Consider the following 22,252-nt stretch of genomic DNA (forward strand, 5'->3'; position numbering starts at 1 on the left):
AATTTAAGGAGAAATACTGTGTCTATCAATACTAAAGCTACAAAGTTGAGTAATCTTGCCGAAGAATTGTTGAAGAAAGGAGTTAATACTGAAGCAGTAGAGGCATTGAAAAGAAGTATTAGATTAAGTAATGGCGAAGATATGAAATCTTATTTAAAGATAGCTATTGCTTTATTTAATAATGGTGATTATGAACATGCTAAAGTTTTTCTAAATACTTTCTTAGAATATTGGATGGCAGCTGAGGCTTATTTTATATTAGGCTCTATTTCCAAGAAAGAATGCAAATTGCAAGAGGCTTTTGAACATTATAAAAAGGGTGTTGCTTTATATAATGGAGATGACCTTGTACCTTATTATGAGTTTTTATCTTTATGTAATGTTTTGAAAGAAGAAGATAAAGGAGTAGATACAGCTAAATATATATTAAAAATAGACAACAGAGATAGAATAGCTTTAGTGTTTTTGGCTAATTATTTCTTTGCTAATAAAAAATATAAGGAAGCTATAAAATTTTATGAGGTTTTAGTTGATAATAATTTAGCTGATTATAATGATTATCATTATTATGGAGTTTGTTTGCATGAATTAAAAGATTATAAGAGAGCTGAAAACATGTATTTACAGGCTTTAGAGATGTATCCTGCTGACAGCCCTGAAACTATAGCTTTAAAAAATTTAAGAAACAAAAAATTAGAAGATAATTATCCTAATATAGAAAAAAGTAAAAAAGAATACTTAGAAAATATAAAACATTCTCCAAAATCAAGTGATTATTTTCATTTAGGAAACATTGAATTTATTAATGGTAATTATGACAAAGCTTCAGAGTTTTATTCTAAAGCTAAAGAAATTTATTTAGACAAAGTATGTGTTTGATTTATATATATGAAAGCCCTGTAGATATTAATCTATAGGGCTTATTTTTTTAATTATTTTCCAGTGCAAAAACCAGAATATTTCTCTACAAACTTAACGGGGTTATAAGATAATTTAGCCTTTCTAAGTCCCAAATCACCAACATCTTGTTCTCTATTTACAAACTTATATCCTTCTCTTTTATTGTTTTCTAAAAATAGTCTGTTTATAGCCTGATAGCTTCCTTTATAATTTCTGTCCCCTCTCTCAGAATGCACCACTATAGTATCTCTCATAGTAAAATCTGCTATTGTGTATGCTACAATTTTTTTATTTATATATATAGCTCCGCCAGTGATTCCGTCAATTTCTTTCCAATTATTTATAAGTGTATTTATCATCATAATATCTGCCTCAGCACGAACTTCATGTGTTAATAATTTATTTTTATCAAAAGCTTCACATTCTGTTTTTATATCTTCGTTATTATTATTGTTTTGCATTTCATTTATTTCCCAATTCTTTTCAAACTCAAATATATCTTTAATCATCTCTTCATTTTCTATATCTATATTTTTATATTCAAAATCATTTTTTATAAATTGATTATATAAGTTCTTTTTATTATGAAATTTTTTGCCGCTTAAATTAATTAGCTCATCAACATCATACAAATATTCCCATTCATCTCTCACTTCTTTTACGCTTATTTTAGTGTACTTTTCCCAAAATAAAGCTAATTCTTTAGGTATTCTAATTATCGATTCCTTTGATATTTCACAAGGGCTCATATCATTACAAAATTTAGCATTAAACCAATCTCCAACAGGAGCCCAATATATTGTATAAGGCGAGCGTTGTCTAATCCATACTAATTTTTCTGTAAAAGCCCATTCTAGCATATATATATCTTTAAGACCAAAGAGGTTCATAAAAGTATAATCTGCAGACTGTTCTGGAGTGATAGAAAAATATTTATTATATAATTTTTGTTTATCTAAACTTATAGGTTCAAATTCAAGCATAACTGTATTTCCTTTATAAATAATACAAGAGTAAATAAGAATTATTGTATACTAAAAATCTTTTACCAATTTATTGATCAGTATAAAAGAATAATTATTTTTTTCTTTTTAAATCTATTTGTCTTTGTATTTCTTTTAAATTTCTTACCTTTATTGTGTTAGCATACACATCAATTTTACCTGATTTAATTAAATTATTTAATACTTTCTGTACATCATTAATATTTATACCGCACCAATTTGCTATATCAGCTATAGTGGCATTTAATTCTTGAGGGTCATAATAATGATCTCTTGGAATATTTTGAAGTTCAGCTAATAATAATAAACAATCATAAACTCTCAAATCTGTTTCTGGTAATTGAAGTATTAATAATCTTCTTTTGGCATCAAATATTCTCTTAGCAAGCATTTTAGATAATTTTAATGCCATAGCTGTATTGTTGCCTAATATTGTTTGGAAGTTTTCTTTTGTTAATTCAAGTAATGTAGTAGGTTCATTTGCTATAGCAGAAGCACTTCTTGTTGTACCTTCAAGTATAGCCATCTCTCCAAAGAAATCTCCAGGATAAACTATATCTAATAATTTTTCTACGTCTTTTATTACTTTGGTTATTTTTACAGAGCCACTTTGAACCATATAAAATTTATTACCTGTTTCATATTCCAAAAATATTATATCATCAGCTTCATATTTTTTTGTATGTGAATATATATTATCCATTTTTTATCCTTAATTAAGTTTTTGTATGCTGTCATTAGCCTCTTGTGATAAACTATCCATCGGAGGTATAGACATAACTTTTTGATAATATGCTTTTGCCTTATCTTTATCACCAATATTAGCAAAGCTTTTACCTAAATATAATATTGCCTCTTTTACATTTTTTGATTTTGGATATGTTTTTATTGCTGATAATAAAACCTTAGAAGCATTATCATATTTATTAATATAATAATAAGCTTTCCCCATATAAAATATTGAGTTTTCAGCCACATCTTTATCTTCATTTTTTAAAAGAGCATTAAATGATTTTATAGCGTTCACATAATCGCCTCTCTCATAAAACTCTAAAGCCCTGTCATAATCTTTATTGTTAATAGAAGTGTTTTCTATAGATGTGCTTGGCTTGCTTATTATTTTTGGTTCTTCTGTTGTGCTGTCTTCTAATGGAGCTATATTACTATCATCTGTTATATTTAATAAACTTTTGCATTCTTTTATTCTTTGCTCTACAGTATGATAAAATACAGAATCCTCATCAGCAGATTGTATATATCTTTTATAAGCATATAGTGCGTTTTTATATTTTTTAGCTTTGAAATAAAACTCACCAATATTATATAGCCCCTCTAATGGTGAAGGACCTTCTTCATCTATTGTATTTTCTACTAATATACCAACTTTTCTGTTTATTCTTCTTAGTTGATTTGAAAATACTTTAAGCATTTTTATGATTATTGGTTTATTTTTTGAAACTAAACTTTCAAATTCGCTATATGTTAAAATAATAATAACGCAATCTGTTAAACATTGAACAGTATCTTCTTGAGGATAAGTACCTAGTATACTTTTTACGCCAAAAAACTCACCTATGTTGATTAATTCTCTAGTTTCATGCCCTGTCTCTTCTGATAAAAATATACTATGGGCTTGACCCTGCTTTAGAATATAAACTCTATCAGAATTATCTCCAGCAAAATATACTATAGATCCTGCTTTATATACTCTTGTTTGCATTATTGTTTCCTTAAAATATTTTGGATATTTCTTATTACTAAATTTAATTTTATCACTAATAAACCTTTTTTCAAGTTATTTTTTAGCATTTTTAGTTATATATAAATAGCTATATTTTATAAGTTTTTATTTTATTCAACTTTTTCCCGCCTTCGCTCTGCGGACTTCGTCAAAGTTGCAAAAAATGCAAATATTTTATTTTTTATATATATTAGTAATATTTTTGATAAACTTAAAATCTTTAGTTTATATCTGTTTTGCTGTAAAACTCAGATATACTGCCGTTTTTTATATGTTCGTCCATTAATATATTTACTATCTCATCAGCACGATTATTTTCTTTGTTTGATGAGTGTCCTTTTACTTTTATAAACTCAATACTATGTTTTTTTGATAGGTCTATTAATTTTAGCCAATAGTCTTTATTTTCAACAGGCTTTTTATCACTTTTAATCCAATTATTTTTTTGCCAAGAATAAATCCAGCTATTCATTCCATTAACTAAATAGGCACTATCGCTATATAATTTTATATTATGAGAATGTTTAAGTCTTTCAAGAGCTTTAATTGCTGCCTGCATCTCCATTTTATTATTAGTTGTATGCTCTTCGCTTTCGCCTATTTCTAGCCTTAAATTATGTTTCTCACTAAGTAATATAGCTCCCCAAGCTCCTATACCTGGGTTTCCTCTGCAGCCGCCGTCTGTGTATATTATTATATTGTCTTTTTGCATAAATTTAAGATTCTAATAATAAAACTATCTTTTCTTTTATAGCTTTTACTAATTCTTCTTTAGTTTTATATTTTTCTTTTGATACTGTAAATCCTGAAGCTTTAGGGTGTCCTCCGCCTCCAAATGACTCTGCTATCTCTCTTATATCCTTTTTACATCTGCTTCTTATACTTACCCTAAAATTATAATCGCTTTCATGTACTATAAAACCTATTAACACATCTTGCATTTGTATGAGAGTATCAGATGCACTTACGCTAATATCTTTTAAGTTATGACCGTTAATCTCTTCTTTTAAGCATAAATAGCCAATCTTTTTATCTTCATCTATCACCATCTCATTATACATATAAACTAATGCTTCTACATCTGTTTTTGAATATCTCTTTCTTACAACATTACCTAAATTTTCTATATTAACTTTTTTAGACATCATCTTTGAAGCAAAAAGCAAAGTTCTCTCTGTAGTGTTGCTGAAAACAAACCCGCCTGTATCTGTTGAAAGACCGCAGTAAAGTAGGGTAGCTATAGTAGAATCCATGTTTTTAAGATATGATGAAAATATGTCAAATATTATCTCGCAAGTAGCAGCAGCTTTAATATCATCATAAAACATAGTAACGCCATTAATGTTTCTTACTTTATGATGGTCTATAAATATTACTCCATTATATTCGCTAGTAATATCAGCAATCCAACCAATTCTTTCTATATCTCCAGAATCAAGTATTATAAGCACATCTTTTTTAGGCAAATTATTTTCATTAACTTCAAAAATAACTTTATCTATATTGAGTACATTTTTTAATTCTTTAGGCATCTTATCTGTATTAACAACATAAGATTTCTTTTTAAATACTTTTTTTATAAGCAGTGATAAAGCAAGTCCAGAACATATACAGTCCCCATCAGGATTTCTATGTCCTGTAATTGTTATGTTTTTAGCATTTGATATTCTTTTTAATATATCTTTCTTTGTTGTTGTTATTTTTTTTCTATCTGTCTTGGATTTGATAGGCATTTTTACTCCGATATTTTTTATTCTTCTTCTTGACTATCTTCTTTTATGTCTAAGTTTCTTATGTCGCTTAATACTTTATTAGTTTCCATTAATGTTTTATCATAATAGAAAGTAAGATTAGGAACATATCTTATAGTAAGCTGTTTTCTTAAATAAGAGAATATAACTCCCTTAGCACTATTAAGCCCACTTAATACCTCATTTTGTTTGCTTGAGTCTAAACATACAAAATATACTTTAGCCTCTTTCAAATCTTTAGCTGTATCAATACGAGTTATAGTAACCAAATTGTTTTTTATGCGAGGGTCTTCTATCTCTCTTAAAAGAATGGTAGATAGTATTTGTTTTATATTTTCATTAACTCTAAGTATTCTATGTGATGACATATATTTTACTGCACTATTGAATTATTTACTTTATTTGTTAAATTATCAAGTTCATTTTCCAAAAATACTTTATCTATATCCACTAATATAATCATTTGTTCATTGGCTTTTACTAAACCGTTAATATATCTGCTGTCTATGCCAGAGTGTATATCTATCTCAGACTGTATATTTTCATTGTTAATAGTAAGTACATCAGATACGGAATCAACTACAAGTCCATATTTTTTATTTCCTATAGCAACTACAACTATTACACAATTTTCTGGATCCATTGGCTTATCAAAATGAAATCTGGATCTTAAATCTATTACTAATATTATAGTACCTCTTAAATTAATAATTCCTTTAAAATATTCAGGAGAGTTAGGTATTGGAGTAGGAGGCATAAAGCTTAAAATCTCTTGAACTTTTAGAATATCCATACCATATAATTCATTATTTATTTTAAATACAAGTATTTGATTTGATGTAGTGCTACTCATATTAACTCCTTAAAAATGTACTCTAAAATTATAATATATAAATATTATAAGTCAAGTATATTTATTTTGTTTAATGTTTAGGAGTGTGAGATATTGGACATTTTTTAGTATAAAAAAAGCAGTATCCTTGTTATAATATTTTGATATAGAAAATAAATAAAGGATACTACTATGAAAAAAGATTATAGCACAGAATTTAAATTATTTATAGTGGATGAAGCATTAGAAACTAAAAATATTAAAAGATTTTTAAAGATAGAAGAAATACCCAAATCTACTTTTTATGCTTGGCTTAAAAAATATAAAGACACTGGAACTGTCGCCAATTTTAGCACTAGACCAAAAACTTCCCCAAATATCTTTAATAACCAAAAAGCTATTAATTTAATTATTAAACTCTATACTAAAGAATATCGAGGTAAGCATTATATTAAAGCATATTTAAATCGTGAAGGCATTAAGATAGGTGTTACAGCTATAGAGAATGTACTAAAAAGAAATAATCTTTGGAGATATAAAACAAAAAAGAAAAAGAAGCGATATGATAAGCGTAAATTTGTCTCTAAAATACAAAAAGAGGGCAAAATAGTTCAAATAGACACTAAATATATCAAATTAGGTAGAAAAAGAGTTTATCAATTCACTGCTGTAGATTTAGCTACTCGTTATAGTTGGAGGCAGATCTATGAAGATAAAACACCTTCTAGTGCTTTATCTTTCTTAAAATATGTCTTAAAAACTTCACCTTTTAAGATACAAGCTATACAAACCGATAATGGTATAGAATATACTTATCGCTGTATTAATACTCCTAAAATAAATATTTTTGATGAATACTGCTTAAAAAATAAATTAGAGAGGAGATATATTCCTATAGCAACACCAAGATATAACGGCGTAGTAGAAAGAGTACACGGTATAGACGAAAGAGAATTTTATTCACGATTAAATAAAAATATAACTGTAGAATTATTGAGAGAAAAATTAAAAGAATATACACATTTTTATAACAATCAAAGATTGATTTCTTCGTTAGGTTATATTACAATCAAAGAAAGAATCAAAAATATTATAGCAAGTAAAAGTACAATATCTATGGCTCCATGACAATTTATTTTGTTTAATTGTTTAATGTTTTTTCTAAATAACAAAAAATATTAAAAGATATTGATATATTCATTTTTAAATGTATAATAAAAACATGGAAGTTAACATATTTTTAGAAAATTTAAAAAACAAAGTATATGGAAGAAACTTAAAAATATTTGAATCTTTAGAAAGTACAAATACAAAGATGATAGAAGATTTAAATAATGGTATTAAGTTAGAAGAGGGTAGTGTATACATTGCTTTAAAACAAATTGCGGGTAAAGGCACACATGGTAATCAGTGGATATCTAATAATGATTTAGGCCTATGGTTTAGTATATTAGTATATACTCCATTTAAGAAAGAAGCATTAAGTTTTCTTCCAGGCATTGCTTTAAGTAAATGCCTAAGAGAAAAATATAATGTAAATGCTCATGTAAAATGGCCTAATGATGTTTTAGTAAAAAACAGAAAAATATCAGGAACGCTTATTCAGCTTACTCTTATAGAAAATAGAAATGCCTGCATAATTGGAACGGGTGTTAATTTATACCATACAAAAGAGGACTTTCCATCAGATATAGAGCATAAGGCAACTTCTCTTTATATGGAAACTAATTTAAAAATAGAATTATCTGAATTTTATAAAGAGTTTATTACATGCTTTGAGGAAGTATATACAAGCGAAAAAAAATTATCAGAATATTTCAGAGAATACAGTAATATGATAGGCAGAGTTATAAAGGCAAAAAAAGATGGTGAAGAAATTAGTGCTTTAGTTAAAGATATTACTGAAGAAGGATACTTAATTGTTGAAGTTAATAAAAAAGAAGAAACTTGGATATCAAGGGCTTCTTTAGATATAGATACTAATTATTAAAAAATGGAAGTTTAAATTATGAGAAAACCTATACCGTATAAAAAACCAGAAGAAAAAAAGAAAATAAATAAAAAGAATATTATATTGTTTATATTATTTGAGATAATAATAATAATACTTGCTATTGTAACTACTGCTATTATATCTTTATTATTTACTATTACGCCTTATATAAGTGCGGCTATTAGTGCGTTGATACTTATTTTGTTTACTATTTTTATATCTAAAGAATTTTTATTAAAAAGCAAGTAAATAGTATATAAAAAAATGTCCTTGACAAATCAAACATATATATTAATATTATAAAATGAGAGGTTTTAAAAGTGATTGAAGCAAAAATACTTAATTTGGCTATAACAGATAAATATTTTGTTGTAATGTTAAAGCCAGAAAATACTGAAAAAGTTATTCCTATATCTATAGCTACATTAGAAGCTCAATCTATAATGACTAGCCTTATAGGTTATAAAAAAGAAAGACCTCTAACTCATAATCTTATTAATAAAATATTTAATACTTGTAATATTAAATTGCTTAATATAGTTATAGATAATATACATATGGATACTTATTTTGCTAAACTTGTTATTGAATATGATAAGAATAATGTTTTTATAGATTCTAGACCTTCTGATGCTATAGCATTAGCTTTGGAGTTTAAGTGTCCTATTTATGTAGAAGAGCATGTTATAGAAAAAGCTGGTATTATACTTGAAAATGGAGAGGAGTCTCCTGCTGTTCCTTTTGTATATCAGAGATTTGATAATAATGAGGAAGAGGTTTCTCAGTTAGATAATAATAATGCAGTAAATAATAATAATAATAATAATATAAAAACTAGAGAAGAGATACAAAGATTATTAGATCAAGCTATAAAAGAAGAAAGATATGAAGATGCTGCTAGATATAGAGATGAATTAGACAAACTTAATTAATTTATTTATTAGCTAATAAGGTTTATAAAAATGAAAAAATATATAATAATATTTTTATTTATTATTTCTCTAATAGTATATTCTAAACCTTCGGATAAAATAAAATTTGATGAAACTGAATTAACTCCATTAGAAAAAGATTTCTTTACAAAAATAGATAATGGTGATACAAATGATATGGAATTATATTATGACGGTTTTATTATAGCATCTGGAATTACTGATGAAGATGAGTTTCAATTTTATAGAACTAAATTAGATGATATTAGAAAAATGGCAAAAGATGAGCTTTCTCAGTATGCAGATGAGGGGGCTTATGATTTTGGAAATAGGCTTTTACTGTGGATATATGATAAAGGTATATTAAAGAAATATTTTGAAACTTCTACTTTATTTCAGGATATGATTTCTAAGGGTGAATATAATTGTTTAAGTTCTTCTATACTTTATTATCTTCTTTATAGTGAGTTTGGCTATGAGGTTAAAGGCGTATTAACTTCAAGTCATGCATTTTGTACAGTTTATACAGAAAAAGGTCCTATTGATGTGGAAACTACTTTAGCTAGAGGTTTTAATCCCGGCACTAAAGAGATAAGAAATACAGGAACTTCTACTATAGTTACATTTGTGCCTAAACAAAATTATAATAATATAAATGAAGCAGATATTCTCACTTTAATAGCTACATTATATCCCAATTCAATTTCTCTAAGAAAAATAGAAAATGACTTAGATAAGCAATTAACTATGGCTAAAAAGGCTTATTATTTATCTCCATATACTGAAATGTATAATGATAATTTAGTTAATGCTTTTAATAGAGCAGCATTGGAGGCATTAAAAAAACGCAATTATGAGAAGGCATACACTTATCTTAAAGAAGCATATGACTTTAACCCTAATAATAGTATGACTAAAAAAAATACAGAGCATTATTATAATACTATTGGTGCAAGTTATTTAAATCAAAAAGATTTCTCTTCTGCCATAAATATATATAAACAAGGTATAGAAGATTTAGGAGAAAATACTACAGTTTTAAAAAGGAATCTTAAAGTGTCATATTATAATTATGCTGTTACAGAATATAATAGCAAAAGATATAATAATGCTAATACAATAATAGAGGAAGCTTTGAAAATATTTCCTAAAGATGCTGATTTTACAAGGCTTCTTAGGTCTATACCTAAATAATGATTATGAGATTATTAATTATTGTTTTATTACTTTTTTTTAATATAAATTTTCTTTACGTGCAAGATTTAAAAAATTATAATCTAAACAAAACTTTTAGAATAATAAGAAAGTTTGATAATTTGCTTTCATCAGACAATAAAGAATATATTTTTTATATAGATGCTTCTTATTTGTTTTCACCTGAAGGTAAATTAATATATAGCAATAATATTTATACAGCACAAAAGTTTTTAGAAAACGATTCTAATAATATGGTTTATAGCGGAATAATAAAATCAAATACTCCCCCTGAAAACTATATATATATGCTTCTCCATAAAAGACTCTATGATTATATGTCAAAAAATAAATCTACCTATATAGATAAATTAATGCAATCTGATTTACAAACATTTTATGATGATATAAGAGAGTATATCTTTAAAGAAGAAATCTACACTGGCAATTTTAAGTATATAAGATTTTTAAGCAAAACAAAATATAAATATTATACAGGCAAAGATTAAAGATTAAATAATTTTTTTACCTCTATAGTGTTATATTTTGCAGTACCGCCTTTTACCTGTATCATCTCTTCAGATACAGCTGATGCAAAATCAAGCACTTTTATTATATCTAAATTACTTAAAATAGCATAGCTTAAAGCAGCTGCAAATGAATCGCCAGCTCCAACAGTATCAACTACTTTTACTTTATTTGAAGGTTTAAATATATATTCATTATTATAAAGCACAGAAGCTCCCTTAGCACCAAGGGTTAAAAATATATATTTAATATTAAAATCTTTGCTTATAACTTTTAATAATTTTTCATTATCATTTTCTAAAGATGGGTAAAATATATTTTTTATAGTATAAAGCTCATCATCATTTATTTTTAATATATTAATAAATTCTAATGCCCCTTTTATTTTTTCTTTAGTATAATAATTTTTTCTAAAAGTTACATCACATATTTTATATTTAGAATCAATATTATTATATATTTTTTTTATAGTATTATATGAACATTCATTTCTTTGAGATAAAATATTAAAATAAAATAAATCATATTTTTCTTTTAATGCATTTTCTATCTTTTCATTATATTCTATGTTATCCCAAGCAGCATTCTCATGAATTATATAATCAGGTACTTTTTTTTCATTAAGAAATACAGTTGCTTTTCCAGTTTCATAATTATTATTTATTTGTATTAAAGAATAATCAATATTTTCTTTTTTTATAAAATCAATAGCATCATTAGTTAATTTATCATTTCCTAATGAAGTTATAAACTTTAATTTATCATCATTACTTAAAAGTCTGGATAGTTGAATAGAATAATTAAAAGGTGCCCCTCCTATTACAGATACATCATTATAAACATCATATAAAAGTTCGCCAAATGTAAGTATATTAAACATTTTATTTTATCTCCTTAAAAAGGTTATTTATAAAAACTATTTATTAGGAGCTTTAAGATTAAGCCTTATTATCTCTTCATTAGATATTATAGTTCCAGCTTGAGGGCTATAATCATAAATATATCCTTCTCCTTGAACAACTATTTTGGCATTATTATTAGAAACTATATAAGATATATTGTTTAAAGCATCTCTTAATGAAAGACCATATATATTAGGCATAATGTTATTAGTATAAATAATATTATCTTTTGGTACTAAAGATAAAAATTCATTAGTATTTATAGTATGTATCTCTCCATCAACGAGTCCCAAATATGGAATTATCTGATTAGCAACCTGAGCAAAAAGCGGAGCTGCAACTCTTCCCGCAGCAAGCCCTCCAGAACCTTTGGGGTCATCTAATAAAACCAATATAGAAACTTTAGGGTCTTCCAAAGGAAATCCGCCTATAAATATAGATTGATAATATTTTTCAGCTCTATCTGTAGAACCTGCTCTATATACTTCAGTGATAGCAGTACCTGTTTTACCAACAACATCTATATTAAGTAAATTAGCTCTGCTTCCTGTAGAGCCTGATTCAACCCCTTTTCTAAGTAAAAGTCTTGCTATTTGTGAATATTGCTCTTCTATTATTCTTTCTTTTTTTAAGTTATTTGTTAATACTAATCTTTTTTCCCCATCATAAACAGAGTCTACAACATGCATTTGAACTTTATATCCGCCATTTAAAAGCGGTAAATATGAAGAAGCTATTTGCATAGGTGTTACGCTTAAATCATAACCTATTGCTAAATAACCGCGTGAAAATCTATGCCAATCCTGTAAATCATGATATATACCAGTCCATTCATTTTTGTATTTTCCCATTACATCTGTAGCATCACCGAATCCAAATCTTTTTAAATATTCATATAAGAATTTTTTATCTACTCTCTCAGCCACTGTAACAACAGCATAATTGCAGCTGTATTTTAATATATCATTAAAAGCTATTTTACCATGCGGATAATCGCAGTGTATACGAGTTTGTTTACTGTAATCATAATAACCATTACAATAAAAAATTTCATCAGTATTAGCAACCCCCTCTTCTAAAGCGGCAAGTTCTACAAATATTTTCATTGTAGAGCCCGGATAAATAGTACTCATTATACTTCTGTCTAATCTTTCATTATTAACATATATAAAAGGATTATTTGGGTCAAAAGATGGATAAGAATAATTTGCTATAATAGCCCCAGTATTTACATCAGACACTATAAAAGTAACAGATTGAGGAGATTTCTCTGCTACAGTTTTTAATACCTCATTTCTTACTATAGTTTGTATATCTCTGTCAAGAGTTAAAACTAAATCCTTTGATTGTCCATTTACAGAAGATAAAACATTTTGATAAGTAGCTTCTAGTCCAGCATAGCCTTCAGTTTCAGATTTGTTCATATAGCCTATAGCATGAGCAAATATATCAGCATATGGATAAAATCTCTTATAGCTTTCATTTCCATAAATACTTTTAATATTATATTTATTTTTTACTTCTTTTATTCTATTATAAACATCTAAGCTAACATTTCTTGCTAATCTTATAGTTCTTCTTTTGTCTTTTAATAGTTCTGCAAATCTTTCTTTTGTAATACCGAGTAATTTTAATATTTCATCATATCCTTCATTTACATCAATGCCTTCTTTTCCATCTAGTTCTGCTACAGACTGAGTATCTATATATACAGTGTATGCTGGTATATTGATTGTAAGAGGTCTCATTTTAGAATCATAAATAGTGCCTCTTGGTTCATGAGAATCATTAGCTTCTTGAGTGGACTGTCTTTCTTTGATAGTTAGCACATAAAGTTTTTGAGTGAGCATAATTACGATAACTAAGAAGAATATTGCAAAAACATGTATCTTTTTCATTATGTTAACAAAAAATTAGAAAAATGAGGCGGCGAACGGATTCGAACCGATGAATAAGAGTTTTGCAGACTCCTGCCTTACCACTTGGCTACACCGCCATATATTTTGATGAGCATAGTATATAATAAATAAATTAAAAAGTCAATAGATGATATAAAAATCTTTTTTCATAAATAAATATATGTGTATAGTTTTTAGATAATATTTTCTATTTTTATATATTTTAATTATTTAATAGCTTATTAAATAGTTAAGTATATAATTTATAGTAATATATTTTTTTATTTTAGCTATTGACATTTTTTATTAAATATGCTATTATAATCAAACAATTAAGAATAAAAAATATTCCGAGATAGCTCAGTCGGTAGAGCAGGTGACTGTTAATCACCGGGTCGCAGGTTCGAACCCTGTTCTCGGAGCATTATTTAGCCCTATATTTTTATGGGGCTTTTTTATTGCAAAAATCAATACATAAAATATAATTTAATAATTTACTTTGAAAATAACCATAGAACAATCATCGTCAGGACTTCTATAATCTAAATACTCATAAAAATCCCTCTTGATATTTTCTATTATTGTTTCAGCACTATAATTACTATTACCTCTAAACATATCTTTTAATCTATCTATACCATATACATCATATTTATTTTTAGATTTAGAAGCCTCAATAATACCATCTGTAAAAAATAAAAATATATCCCCATTATTAAGTTCAATATCCTCTTCATGGAAATATGCACTAGGAAATAAACCTATTATTGTTCCACCATTTCTATATTCTTTAATACCATTATTGCGTACGGCAAGTAAAGGAGTATGAGAGGCATTGGAATAAGTTAAAACTCTATTTTTTAAATCTATTTTTGCAACTATCATCGTGGAATAATATCCGCTTGGCATCATATTAATTAAAGTATCATTTATATCATGCAGCAAAGATTTAACACTTATGAAATTTTTAGATAAATCTCTAAAAGCAGTTTTTATTACAGCTGTTATTATAGCAGCATCTATACCATGTCCGCTAACATCAGATATAATAAAAAGTATCTCACTAGCATCATTATTTAAATAAACATAATCAAAAAAATCTCCTCCTATTATTTCTACAGGATTGTAAAATGAATAAGAAGATAGGTATTCATTTTTTGGCATTTTTTTAGGAAGCATGGAACGCTGTATTTTTTTGGCATTCTTCATATCTTTTTTATATTTTTTTCTTATATTATCTAATACATCATATCTTCCTAATACATACATGTTTTTTTCTTTTAGTTTTTTTATAGCATTTTGATAATCATTTAATATAGCACTATTTATATTAGAAAATCTATGTGTTATTCCGTTATCATTAGTTTCGAGTATTTCTTTATAATTAGATGTAGAGTTTTGTACAAAAAAATAGACTATAAAAAAAGAAATAGAAAACAATAAGAATAGTACAAGTAATACAATAAATACAATTTTTGTGTTATAATAGACTATTGAGGTAATATTTAATATAAGAAACAGCAAAAAAAATGCTACCAATGCTATTTTCAATAAAATTAAAACTTTTTGTTTCATAATAATAGCTTTTTATTATTATAAAACAAAAAGTAATTATTTGCAAATTATACAAAATTAGATTAGTTAATAAAATTAATAATTTTTTTATTTAAAATTCTTATCTATAAGTTTTTCATATGTTCCATTAGTCATAATTACAGATAAGCCTTCGTTAATCTTATCCAAAATTAAAGTATCTTCTTTTCTCACAGCAATGGCATAATCTTCTTCAACAGCATCACTTTCTATTAATTTAATACCATCATTATACTTAGCAAAATTTTTGCAAGTCTCTTTATCAAACACAATAGCGTCAATCTTATTTTCTGCCAAAGCAAGTACAGCCCCAGCTCCAGTATCAAATTTCTGAGTATTAACTCCCTCAGTTTCTGTCATAATAGTATCACCCGTAGTACCAATAACAACACCAACATTCTTTCCAATTAAATTATCAAAATTAGTAATACTATCATTTTTCTCATTAACTAACATAACCTGACTAGATACATAATAAGTTGTAGAAAAATTAACAAACTTTTTTCTCTCCTCTGTAACAGTCATTCCAGCAATAATGGCATCTATTTTTTTAGTTTGTAAAGCAGGTAAAAGCCCATCAAATTTCATAGCTGTAACCTCAATATTAAGCCCAGAAACTTTAGCTACTTCATTTATTATATCATAATCAAATCCCTTTATCTCATTTCCTTCAAAATAACCAAAAGGAGGAAAATCAGCATCAATCCCAACAATCAAAACATCTTCGTTTGATACCTCTTTATTGTCAGTATTATTATTGCAAGAAAGAATTAATAAAGTAAAACATAAAAACAAAAAGAATATTTTTTTCATTGTAAGAACTCCAATTATTACTTTGAACAATAATACTATATATAGTTAAAAAAGTCAAGTGCTATTTTTTAAATATAAAAAATACAGCCAATATTAAACATAAAAAACCAATAAAATGATTAATTCTCAAAGTTTCTGTTTTAAAAAATACAACTGTAAATATTGTAAATATAGTTAAAGTAATAACTTCCTGCATAACTTTTAATTGCATAAGAGAGAAAGGCCCTCCATTTCCTTCAAAACCAATTCTGTTAGCAGGCACTTGAAAGCAGTATTCAAATAAAGCAATCCCCCAACTAATTAATATAACAAAAGGAAGAGATAATTTAGCAAAACCCTTCATTTCGCTAAATTTTAAATGTCCATACCAAGCTATAGTCATAAATGTATTTGATAAAATAAGAAGTGCTATAGTAGTTACACCTTTCATAATTTTTTAATCTCCTGTTTTTATTATGATTTATTAAAAAAGAAATATTTATTTATTAACTTAAAAGTTTAATATTGATTTTAGGATTCAAAGCATAATGCTGCTCTATTTTCTTTTTTGTATCATCTATTAATGATAAGACATCAGAAACTTTAGACATATTGGTAGAGCAATTATCTATGTAAACACATTCATTAACTATATAATTAGGAAATCTTTTATGCCATCTCATAGTACCAGCCTTCATTTCAAGCCCGCCAACTCTCTCAACCATCTCATAAGCTTTTATATTATCAAAATCTTCAAATACAGGACCAATATTAGCCTCCATTGGGGCAACAGAACCTCTTATATATCTAAACCAATCTATTCTATTATCTATACTTTCAGGAGAGTCTTTTTCTAATTTTAAAGTAGCAGATAAAATAATCATATTATCCTTAATCTCTCTGCTTGAAGATAAATATTCATTTTTAGATATATCTTTTATAATCATTAAATCTTGATAAAGCACAGTTAAAGTTTCTACAATATTCATAAATGATATACCAAAAGATTCAAGCTCTCCATAAATAGCAGACTCTATTCTACTATTTACCATAGCAACAAACTCTAATCCAGATAAATTTCTAATACGAGCCTCATGTGAAAGTCGCTCTAAAATAGCAGAACTATTAGCTTTTAATACACAATCATCTAAGAATTCAAAATCTTCAAAACTTCCTTCCATAGATATAATAACACCATCATATCCATCATCAGATACAAGGAATTTATTTTTATCTTTTATCACAAAATATTTTATATTATTTTTATTTAAAAACACAAGTAAAGATAAAAGCTCATCTATATTTTTTACAGTAACATATAAATCTACTATTCCCCCAACACTGAAACTAGTACATTCTTTAAACGGACGGTTTTTTTTGTATGTAACCTTATTTTTTTCTAAAAAATTTTCAAGATTCTGATAATTTTTTTGCATAATCATTACTAACCTTTACTATATTGCCAGCCCCCAAAGTAATTATTATATCTCCGTCTTGTTTTATTTTTTCTAATTCTGGCAATATATCTTCTATATTTTTTATATATTTTATATTATTATTTTTTACTGTTTTGCATATAGTTTCACCGCTAATTCCAGCAATAGGACTTTCTCCTGCAGCATATATATCGGTAATTATTAAATTATCAGCATCTAAAAAAGCATTTTCAAAGTCATTTAAAAGCAACTGAGTTCTGCTATATCTATGAGGCTGAAATATAGCTATAATTCGTCTATCTTTATAAGCATTCCTAAGAGAAGATAGAGTTGCTTTTATCTCAGTAGGGTGGTGGGCATAATCATCAAATAATGTTATCTCTTTATCATATAACTTATTTAATCTTCTGCCTACACCTTCAAAGGTTTTAAGAGCTTTTTTTATTGTATCAGTATCTATATTTAAATTATATGCCACAGCAATTGAGGCTAAAGAATTAAGTATATTATGTTTACCTATTAAAGGAAGTTCAAACTCTCCTAAAAACTTATCTTTATAATAAGCTTTAAAATATGTTTTAAGCATTTCCATTTTTATAGAATCTTTATCAACATAAAAATCATATTCATTAGAAAAGCCGTAAGAATAATATTTTTTAGTTACACTTTTAGCCAAATCTCTTACAACATCATTTTCAAAACAAAGAAAAGAACAGCCATAAAAAGGAACTTTATTAATAAAATCTAAAAAAGCAAGTCTTAATTTTTCAACATTGCCATAATAATCCAAATGGTCATTATCAATATTTGTAACAATGCTAAATACAGGTGAAAGTCTTAAAAAACTTCCGTCACTCTCATCTGCCTCGCAAACCATATATTCACTATTTAAATTACAATAAGCATTGCTTTTAAGATTAAAATGATTTCCGCCTATTATACATATTGGGTTTAATTTTGCTTCTATCATTATTTGACTTATTAGAGAAGTAGTGGTAGTTTTACCATGAGAGCCTGATATTGCTATACCTTGCTTTAGACGCATAATTTCAGCAAGCATTTCTCCTCTAGGTATTACAATAATATTTTTCTTTTTAGCGGATATTATCTCTTCATTAGTAGGGCTTATTGCAGAAGAGCTAACAACTGCTGTAACATCATCTTCTACATTGCTTTCTCTATGACCATAATAAACTTTTATACCGCAATCTTCTAGGGATTGAGTTTTTGGAGTTTTAGCTAAATCGCTTCCTGTAATAGTAAACTCATCTATAGAATTAAGAACCAATGCTATAGCACTCATTCCTATTCCGCCTATTCCTATAAAATGTATCTTTTCTTTCTTTTTTGTAAACATTTGCACATACCTATAAAATTTTTATTTTTTAAATAACAAAACAAATAATTTTTAGTTAAAATTACATAAAAATTGTAATTAATTAATATTAATTTTTTTTATAATATTTGTGGTAGAATACCCATTTACAAAATCTATTAATACAGTTTGTTTAGCATATTCTCTGCCAACAACCTCTTCTATTTTATAATCTCCGCCTTTTACTAAAATATCAGGTTTTATAAATTTAATCAATTCTAAGGGGGTGTCTTCATCAAAAATAAAAACATAATCAATACATTCTAATGCAGATAATACTATAGCCCTATCAGTTTCATTATTTATTGGTCTCTTGCTTCCTTTTAACCTTCTCACAGAGTCATCACTGTTTAGGCCTAATATAAGTATATTGCCAAGCTCTTTTGCTTTTTGTAAATATTCTACATGTCCCCTATGAATAATATCAAAACAACCATTAGTAAATACTATTATTTTTGTATCTCTTTTGTCTAATACATTTTTCAATTCTTCTAAATTATTAAGTATTTTTTTCATATATCAATAAAGTATAAACTATTTTGAAATTTTGATACTAATTATAACATAAAACCAATTAATGACAATCATAATTTAATAATAATTTAAATTAATTATATTTTTTTAATTATTAGCTCTTTTTTTAGAGGCAAAAAACACTATAAAGCCGAACAGCAAATATAAAGCAGAAGTGATTATTGCAGTGATTAAATTATCCATAGTAGAGCCAATAGCTAAAACTGTATTTAAAATAGGCACAACTAAAAGCCCAGTAACAGACATTAATGAAAAACCTAAAGAGAACTCACTTAAAGCAGGACTTTTATAATCAGGATCGCATATTTTAAGAAGCGTCATGCCAGTGATAAGTACACCTGTTAAAGTACCCCAAGAGATTATAGCCCTCTCAAAAGTATAATCATCTTTAAATAATATACTAGTAAAATAAAATACTATTAAATATGTAAACACAAAACCAAGTACGCACATAACAATTATAGGAGCCATATAAGTTATAACTGCCTCTATTGGCAAACTTGTTATAGCAGATATTATGGCAAAGTCGCTTAAAGTACCCATTATTTTAGCCTTTACTTTAGAATCTACACACCAAGATAATTTTAGTTTTTTTATAGTGAAGTTTAATGCAAACATTATTATCATAGCATAAGTCCAAACAGGCAAAACATTAAGCCCCTGTATGCCTACTTTTTTTATAAATCCTAATACAATATAAGCAACAGCACATACGCTAAATATAATAGCAAGGTGAAAAGTGATAGTCTCTATAGAACTGCTGAAAAAAGTCTCTCTCCCTAAACTAGACTGTTTAGATATATCATTATTATATCCCGCCTTTGTAGGGTCTTCGCTTGATATTTTTTTTACTATATTGGTTTTATTTTTTCTTATAGCAATATTAATAAAAACTATACCAAAAAGTATGCCGCCAATAAGCCCAATAGTAGCTGTAGTTAAAGCAACCCCCTGAGCAGTTTCTTGTATTATTATAGGAAGCCCAAAGCCTTCAAGCAATTTGCCAGTGGAAGCTGCAAGCCCATGTCCTCCTGCAAACCCTGCAGAAAGTTCATAACCAAATGTTCTATACATTGGCATATTTGGAGATATTTTTGTAAAGAGTATATTTGTAGCATAACCTATAGCAGATTGAGCCATACTCGCACATTGAAATATAGCAAATAACATTAAAACTTTAGCAGGATAAAGTGATTTTATACTTTTGTTTTCATTTAAAAACATACCCAAAGGAATTGCTGCAAATATTGGTACAGATAAAATACCGGGTAAAAGTGAATAAAACTTAATATATTCAACCGATATAGAATAACTTGAAAATCTTCCTAAAATCTCCTGAGATATAATTAACCCTATAAATCCACCTATTACAGAAGCAGGCAAATATAAATCTTGAAACAGTTTCACCTTTGCCCTTAAAAAAGTGCCTATTAATAATAATATAGACAAAAGCCCTAATGCTTGAAGTAATTGAGTTAATAATTGAGAAGTCATTTTTTTTCCTTATATGATTTTTTATTTAATTTATTGCTTTTAGTTTTTATAATTTCTCTCTCTTCTATTTTTATGTGGTCGCCATAAAACTTTGGAGGTCTATTGAAAATAATATCGGCAAACATTAGTAATCTTGCACCAACCTCTCTTGGAAATTGCCTTATTCTATATAGCTTTCTTACATTATCAGCACTATAAGCTATTGCATTAATATTTTTTTCTCTAGCAATAAACACTGCCCTCTCATTGTGAAACGGCTGAGACACTATAGTAAAATTACTCAAATCAAAAACCCTATTTGCTCTTAATATAGAATCCCTCGTTCTAAAGCCAGCAAAATCCAAAAATATATGCCTTTTATCTACTCCAAGCTTTATTAAATCTAAACGCATCTGTTTAGGTTCATTGTAAGATTTATGTCTATTATCGCCGCTAACAAGTATATACTTTACTTTGCCGTTAGTGTATAGCTCATAAGCTGCATCCATTCTAAACTTAAAATACATATTTATTCTGCCATCAGACAAATATTTACTCGTTCCCAACACCAAAGCAACATCATTATATGGAATATCCTCTATAGAATTATATATATATTTCTTTGAATAATTAGATACGCTAAAATATGATATTAAAGCTATAAAAATAGCAGCAATAACAAACTCTAAAATAAATTGATAAAAAGAGTAAACAATAAGCAAAATATAATTAATTATTTTTAGAAATATATTATTATAATTTTTACTAATATAATTAAACTCATAGGCTATTAATTTTATTTTTTTTAAATATTTATTTTTTAATCTACTAAACACCATATTAAAACAACACAGTCCAAATTATTATTTTTTTAATATTATCGTAAAAAATATAGGGAACTTTCCTTATAAATAATTCGTCTAATATTACATAATAAAACTTATTAGGATTGTTTATGTTAAAAGCAATATATCTATCTATAATATCATTATTTTTTCTCTCTTGCAGAGGAGTACCATATCATCATTTAAGAGGATTTGATGCACCGCCGCCTATGCCAGGAGGTCCAGCATTCTTCGACCATTTCTTTGGCATACATGGAATACTTAATATTATAATTAAAATTCTTATAATTGTTGTTTTAATTTTTGCAATAAAATATATATACGACAATGTTTAGGAGTATGAGATATTGGACATTTTTTAGTATAAAAAAAGCAGTATCCTTGTTATAATATTTTGAACAGAAAACAAATAAAAAGGATGCTACTATGAAAAGAGATTATAGCACAGAATTTAAATTATTTATAGTGGATGAAGCATTAGAAACTAAAAATATTAAAAGATTTCTAAAGATAGAAGAAATACCCAAAT

At 26.6% G+C, this 22,252-nt stretch carries 25 protein-coding genes and 2 tRNA genes; 9 read left to right on the forward strand and 18 right to left on the reverse strand.

Annotated elements, in window-relative coordinates; all coding sequences use genetic code 11:
- Positions 1 to 18: 18 nt before the first annotated feature.
- Entirely contained in the window at positions 19 to 879 is an 861-nt protein-coding gene (locus tag EPJ72_RS02275; RefSeq protein WP_147730644.1) for a tetratricopeptide repeat protein, read from the forward strand.
- Between the two features lie 53 nt (positions 880 to 932).
- Here EPJ72_RS02275 and EPJ72_RS02280 read toward each other — a convergent pair whose 3' ends face one another.
- The 7 genes from EPJ72_RS02280 to EPJ72_RS02310 form a co-directional block, all read right to left on the reverse strand.
- Positions 933 to 1,883: a DUF2156 domain-containing protein gene (locus tag EPJ72_RS02280; RefSeq protein WP_147730645.1), complete on the reverse strand. Its 951-nt coding sequence runs from the start codon at positions 1,881 to 1,883 to the stop codon at positions 933 to 935.
- A 94-nt stretch (positions 1,884 to 1,977) separates the two neighbouring features.
- Positions 1,978 to 2,607 (reverse strand): Crp/Fnr family transcriptional regulator, encoded by a 630-nt coding sequence (locus EPJ72_RS02285; RefSeq protein ID WP_147730646.1) that lies wholly within the window; start codon positions 2,605 to 2,607, stop codon positions 1,978 to 1,980.
- 9 nt (positions 2,608 to 2,616) lie between these two features.
- Complete coding sequence (locus EPJ72_RS02290) at positions 2,617 to 3,624, reverse strand: tetratricopeptide repeat protein (RefSeq protein WP_147730647.1); 1,008 nt, start codon at positions 3,622 to 3,624, stop codon at positions 2,617 to 2,619.
- A gap of 241 nt (positions 3,625 to 3,865) precedes the next feature.
- The gene (rnhA, locus tag EPJ72_RS02295; protein WP_147730648.1) at positions 3,866 to 4,357 is read right to left on the reverse strand and encodes a ribonuclease HI; all 492 of its coding nucleotides are present in this window, start codon (positions 4,355 to 4,357) and stop codon (positions 3,866 to 3,868) included.
- 4 nt (positions 4,358 to 4,361) lie between these two features.
- The gene (locus EPJ72_RS02300) at positions 4,362 to 5,378 is read right to left on the reverse strand and encodes a DHH family phosphoesterase (protein ID WP_147730649.1); all 1,017 of its coding nucleotides are present in this window, start codon (positions 5,376 to 5,378) and stop codon (positions 4,362 to 4,364) included.
- Positions 5,379 to 5,395: 17 nt separating this feature from the next.
- A complete protein-coding gene (rbfA, locus tag EPJ72_RS02305; protein WP_147730650.1) occupies positions 5,396 to 5,764 on the reverse strand; it encodes a 30S ribosome-binding factor RbfA in 369 nt (122 codons plus the stop codon).
- A 5-nt stretch (positions 5,765 to 5,769) separates the two neighbouring features.
- The gene (locus tag EPJ72_RS02310; RefSeq protein WP_147730651.1) at positions 5,770 to 6,249 is read right to left on the reverse strand and encodes a chemotaxis protein CheW; all 480 of its coding nucleotides are present in this window, start codon (positions 6,247 to 6,249) and stop codon (positions 5,770 to 5,772) included.
- 171 nt (positions 6,250 to 6,420) lie between these two features.
- Here EPJ72_RS02310 and EPJ72_RS02315 point away from each other — a divergent pair, with 171 nt between their 5' ends.
- From EPJ72_RS02315 to EPJ72_RS02340, 6 genes are all read left to right on the forward strand, one after another.
- Positions 6,421 to 7,356 carry a DDE-type integrase/transposase/recombinase gene (locus EPJ72_RS02315; RefSeq protein ID WP_158636874.1) on the forward strand — a complete coding sequence of 312 codons (936 nt, stop codon included), beginning with the start codon at positions 6,421 to 6,423 and terminating at the stop codon, positions 7,354 to 7,356.
- A gap of 94 nt (positions 7,357 to 7,450) precedes the next feature.
- Positions 7,451 to 8,218, forward strand: a complete 768-nt coding sequence (locus tag EPJ72_RS02320) for a biotin--[acetyl-CoA-carboxylase] ligase (protein WP_242004881.1) — start codon at positions 7,451 to 7,453, stop codon at positions 8,216 to 8,218.
- Between the two features lie 18 nt (positions 8,219 to 8,236).
- The gene (locus tag EPJ72_RS02325) at positions 8,237 to 8,470 is read left to right on the forward strand and encodes a hypothetical protein (protein ID WP_147730653.1); all 234 of its coding nucleotides are present in this window, start codon (positions 8,237 to 8,239) and stop codon (positions 8,468 to 8,470) included.
- A gap of 71 nt (positions 8,471 to 8,541) precedes the next feature.
- Positions 8,542 to 9,153 carry a bifunctional nuclease family protein gene (locus EPJ72_RS02330; RefSeq protein ID WP_147730654.1) on the forward strand — a complete coding sequence of 204 codons (612 nt, stop codon included), beginning with the start codon at positions 8,542 to 8,544 and terminating at the stop codon, positions 9,151 to 9,153.
- A gap of 30 nt (positions 9,154 to 9,183) precedes the next feature.
- Positions 9,184 to 10,347, forward strand: coding sequence for a tetratricopeptide repeat protein (locus EPJ72_RS02335; RefSeq protein ID WP_147730655.1), 1,164 nt, complete (start codon positions 9,184 to 9,186; stop codon positions 10,345 to 10,347).
- 5 nt (positions 10,348 to 10,352) lie between these two features.
- A complete protein-coding gene (locus EPJ72_RS02340; protein WP_147730656.1) occupies positions 10,353 to 10,856 on the forward strand; it encodes a hypothetical protein in 504 nt (167 codons plus the stop codon).
- Here the strand turns inward: EPJ72_RS02340 and EPJ72_RS02345 are convergent.
- The 3 genes from EPJ72_RS02345 to EPJ72_RS02355 form a co-directional block, all read right to left on the reverse strand.
- The gene (locus EPJ72_RS02345) at positions 10,853 to 11,755 is read right to left on the reverse strand and encodes a carbohydrate kinase family protein (protein WP_147730657.1); all 903 of its coding nucleotides are present in this window, start codon (positions 11,753 to 11,755) and stop codon (positions 10,853 to 10,855) included. The two genes, EPJ72_RS02340 and EPJ72_RS02345, sit on opposite strands and share 4 nt — an antisense overlap.
- 36 nt (positions 11,756 to 11,791) lie before the next feature.
- Positions 11,792 to 13,627 carry a penicillin-binding protein gene (locus EPJ72_RS02350; RefSeq protein WP_147730667.1) on the reverse strand — a complete coding sequence of 612 codons (1,836 nt, stop codon included), beginning with the start codon at positions 13,625 to 13,627 and terminating at the stop codon, positions 11,792 to 11,794.
- A 74-nt stretch (positions 13,628 to 13,701) separates the two neighbouring features.
- Positions 13,702 to 13,773 (reverse strand) — tRNA-Cys (locus EPJ72_RS02355).
- A 251-nt stretch (positions 13,774 to 14,024) separates the two neighbouring features.
- On the opposite strand from EPJ72_RS02355, the gene EPJ72_RS02360 reads away from it, so the two are divergent.
- Positions 14,025 to 14,097 (forward strand) — tRNA-Asn (locus tag EPJ72_RS02360).
- A 64-nt stretch (positions 14,098 to 14,161) separates the two neighbouring features.
- Here EPJ72_RS02360 and EPJ72_RS02365 read toward each other — a convergent pair.
- The 8 genes from EPJ72_RS02365 to EPJ72_RS02400 form a co-directional block, all read right to left on the reverse strand.
- Positions 14,162 to 15,250, reverse strand: a complete 1,089-nt coding sequence (locus tag EPJ72_RS02365) for a PP2C family protein-serine/threonine phosphatase (protein WP_242004883.1) — start codon at positions 15,248 to 15,250, stop codon at positions 14,162 to 14,164.
- 87 nt (positions 15,251 to 15,337) lie between these two features.
- Positions 15,338 to 16,081, reverse strand: a complete 744-nt coding sequence (locus tag EPJ72_RS02370) for a basic amino acid ABC transporter substrate-binding protein (protein WP_147730659.1) — start codon at positions 16,079 to 16,081, stop codon at positions 15,338 to 15,340.
- Positions 16,082 to 16,142: 61 nt separating this feature from the next.
- Positions 16,143 to 16,511, reverse strand: a complete 369-nt coding sequence (locus EPJ72_RS02375; RefSeq protein ID WP_147730660.1) for a DMT family protein — start codon at positions 16,509 to 16,511, stop codon at positions 16,143 to 16,145.
- A 55-nt stretch (positions 16,512 to 16,566) separates the two neighbouring features.
- Positions 16,567 to 17,496, reverse strand: a complete 930-nt coding sequence (locus tag EPJ72_RS02380; RefSeq protein ID WP_147730661.1) for a UDP-N-acetylmuramate dehydrogenase — start codon at positions 17,494 to 17,496, stop codon at positions 16,567 to 16,569.
- The gene (gene murC / locus EPJ72_RS02385) at positions 17,471 to 18,853 is read right to left on the reverse strand and encodes a UDP-N-acetylmuramate--L-alanine ligase (RefSeq protein ID WP_147730662.1); all 1,383 of its coding nucleotides are present in this window, start codon (positions 18,851 to 18,853) and stop codon (positions 17,471 to 17,473) included. Before murC ends, EPJ72_RS02380 begins: the two co-directional genes overlap by 26 nt.
- 78 nt (positions 18,854 to 18,931) lie before the next feature.
- The gene (rfaE2, locus tag EPJ72_RS02390; protein WP_147730663.1) at positions 18,932 to 19,387 is read right to left on the reverse strand and encodes a D-glycero-beta-D-manno-heptose 1-phosphate adenylyltransferase; all 456 of its coding nucleotides are present in this window, start codon (positions 19,385 to 19,387) and stop codon (positions 18,932 to 18,934) included.
- Between the two features lie 105 nt (positions 19,388 to 19,492).
- Positions 19,493 to 20,899: a sodium/glutamate symporter gene (locus EPJ72_RS02395; RefSeq protein ID WP_147730664.1), complete on the reverse strand. Its 1,407-nt coding sequence runs from the start codon at positions 20,897 to 20,899 to the stop codon at positions 19,493 to 19,495.
- Positions 20,896 to 21,717, reverse strand: coding sequence for a SanA/YdcF family protein (locus EPJ72_RS02400; protein ID WP_147730665.1), 822 nt, complete (start codon positions 21,715 to 21,717; stop codon positions 20,896 to 20,898). Before EPJ72_RS02400 ends, EPJ72_RS02395 begins: the two co-directional genes overlap by 4 nt.
- 116 nt (positions 21,718 to 21,833) lie before the next feature.
- Here EPJ72_RS02400 and EPJ72_RS02405 point away from each other — a divergent pair, with 116 nt between their 5' ends.
- Positions 21,834 to 22,058 (forward strand): hypothetical protein, encoded by a 225-nt coding sequence (locus EPJ72_RS02405; protein ID WP_147730666.1) that lies wholly within the window; start codon positions 21,834 to 21,836, stop codon positions 22,056 to 22,058.
- Positions 22,059 to 22,252 lie beyond the last annotated feature (194 nt).

The organism is Brachyspira pilosicoli (assembly GCF_008016535.1).
In the GTDB taxonomy this organism is placed as follows: Bacteria; Spirochaetota; Brachyspiria; order Brachyspirales; family Brachyspiraceae; genus Brachyspira; species Brachyspira pilosicoli_A.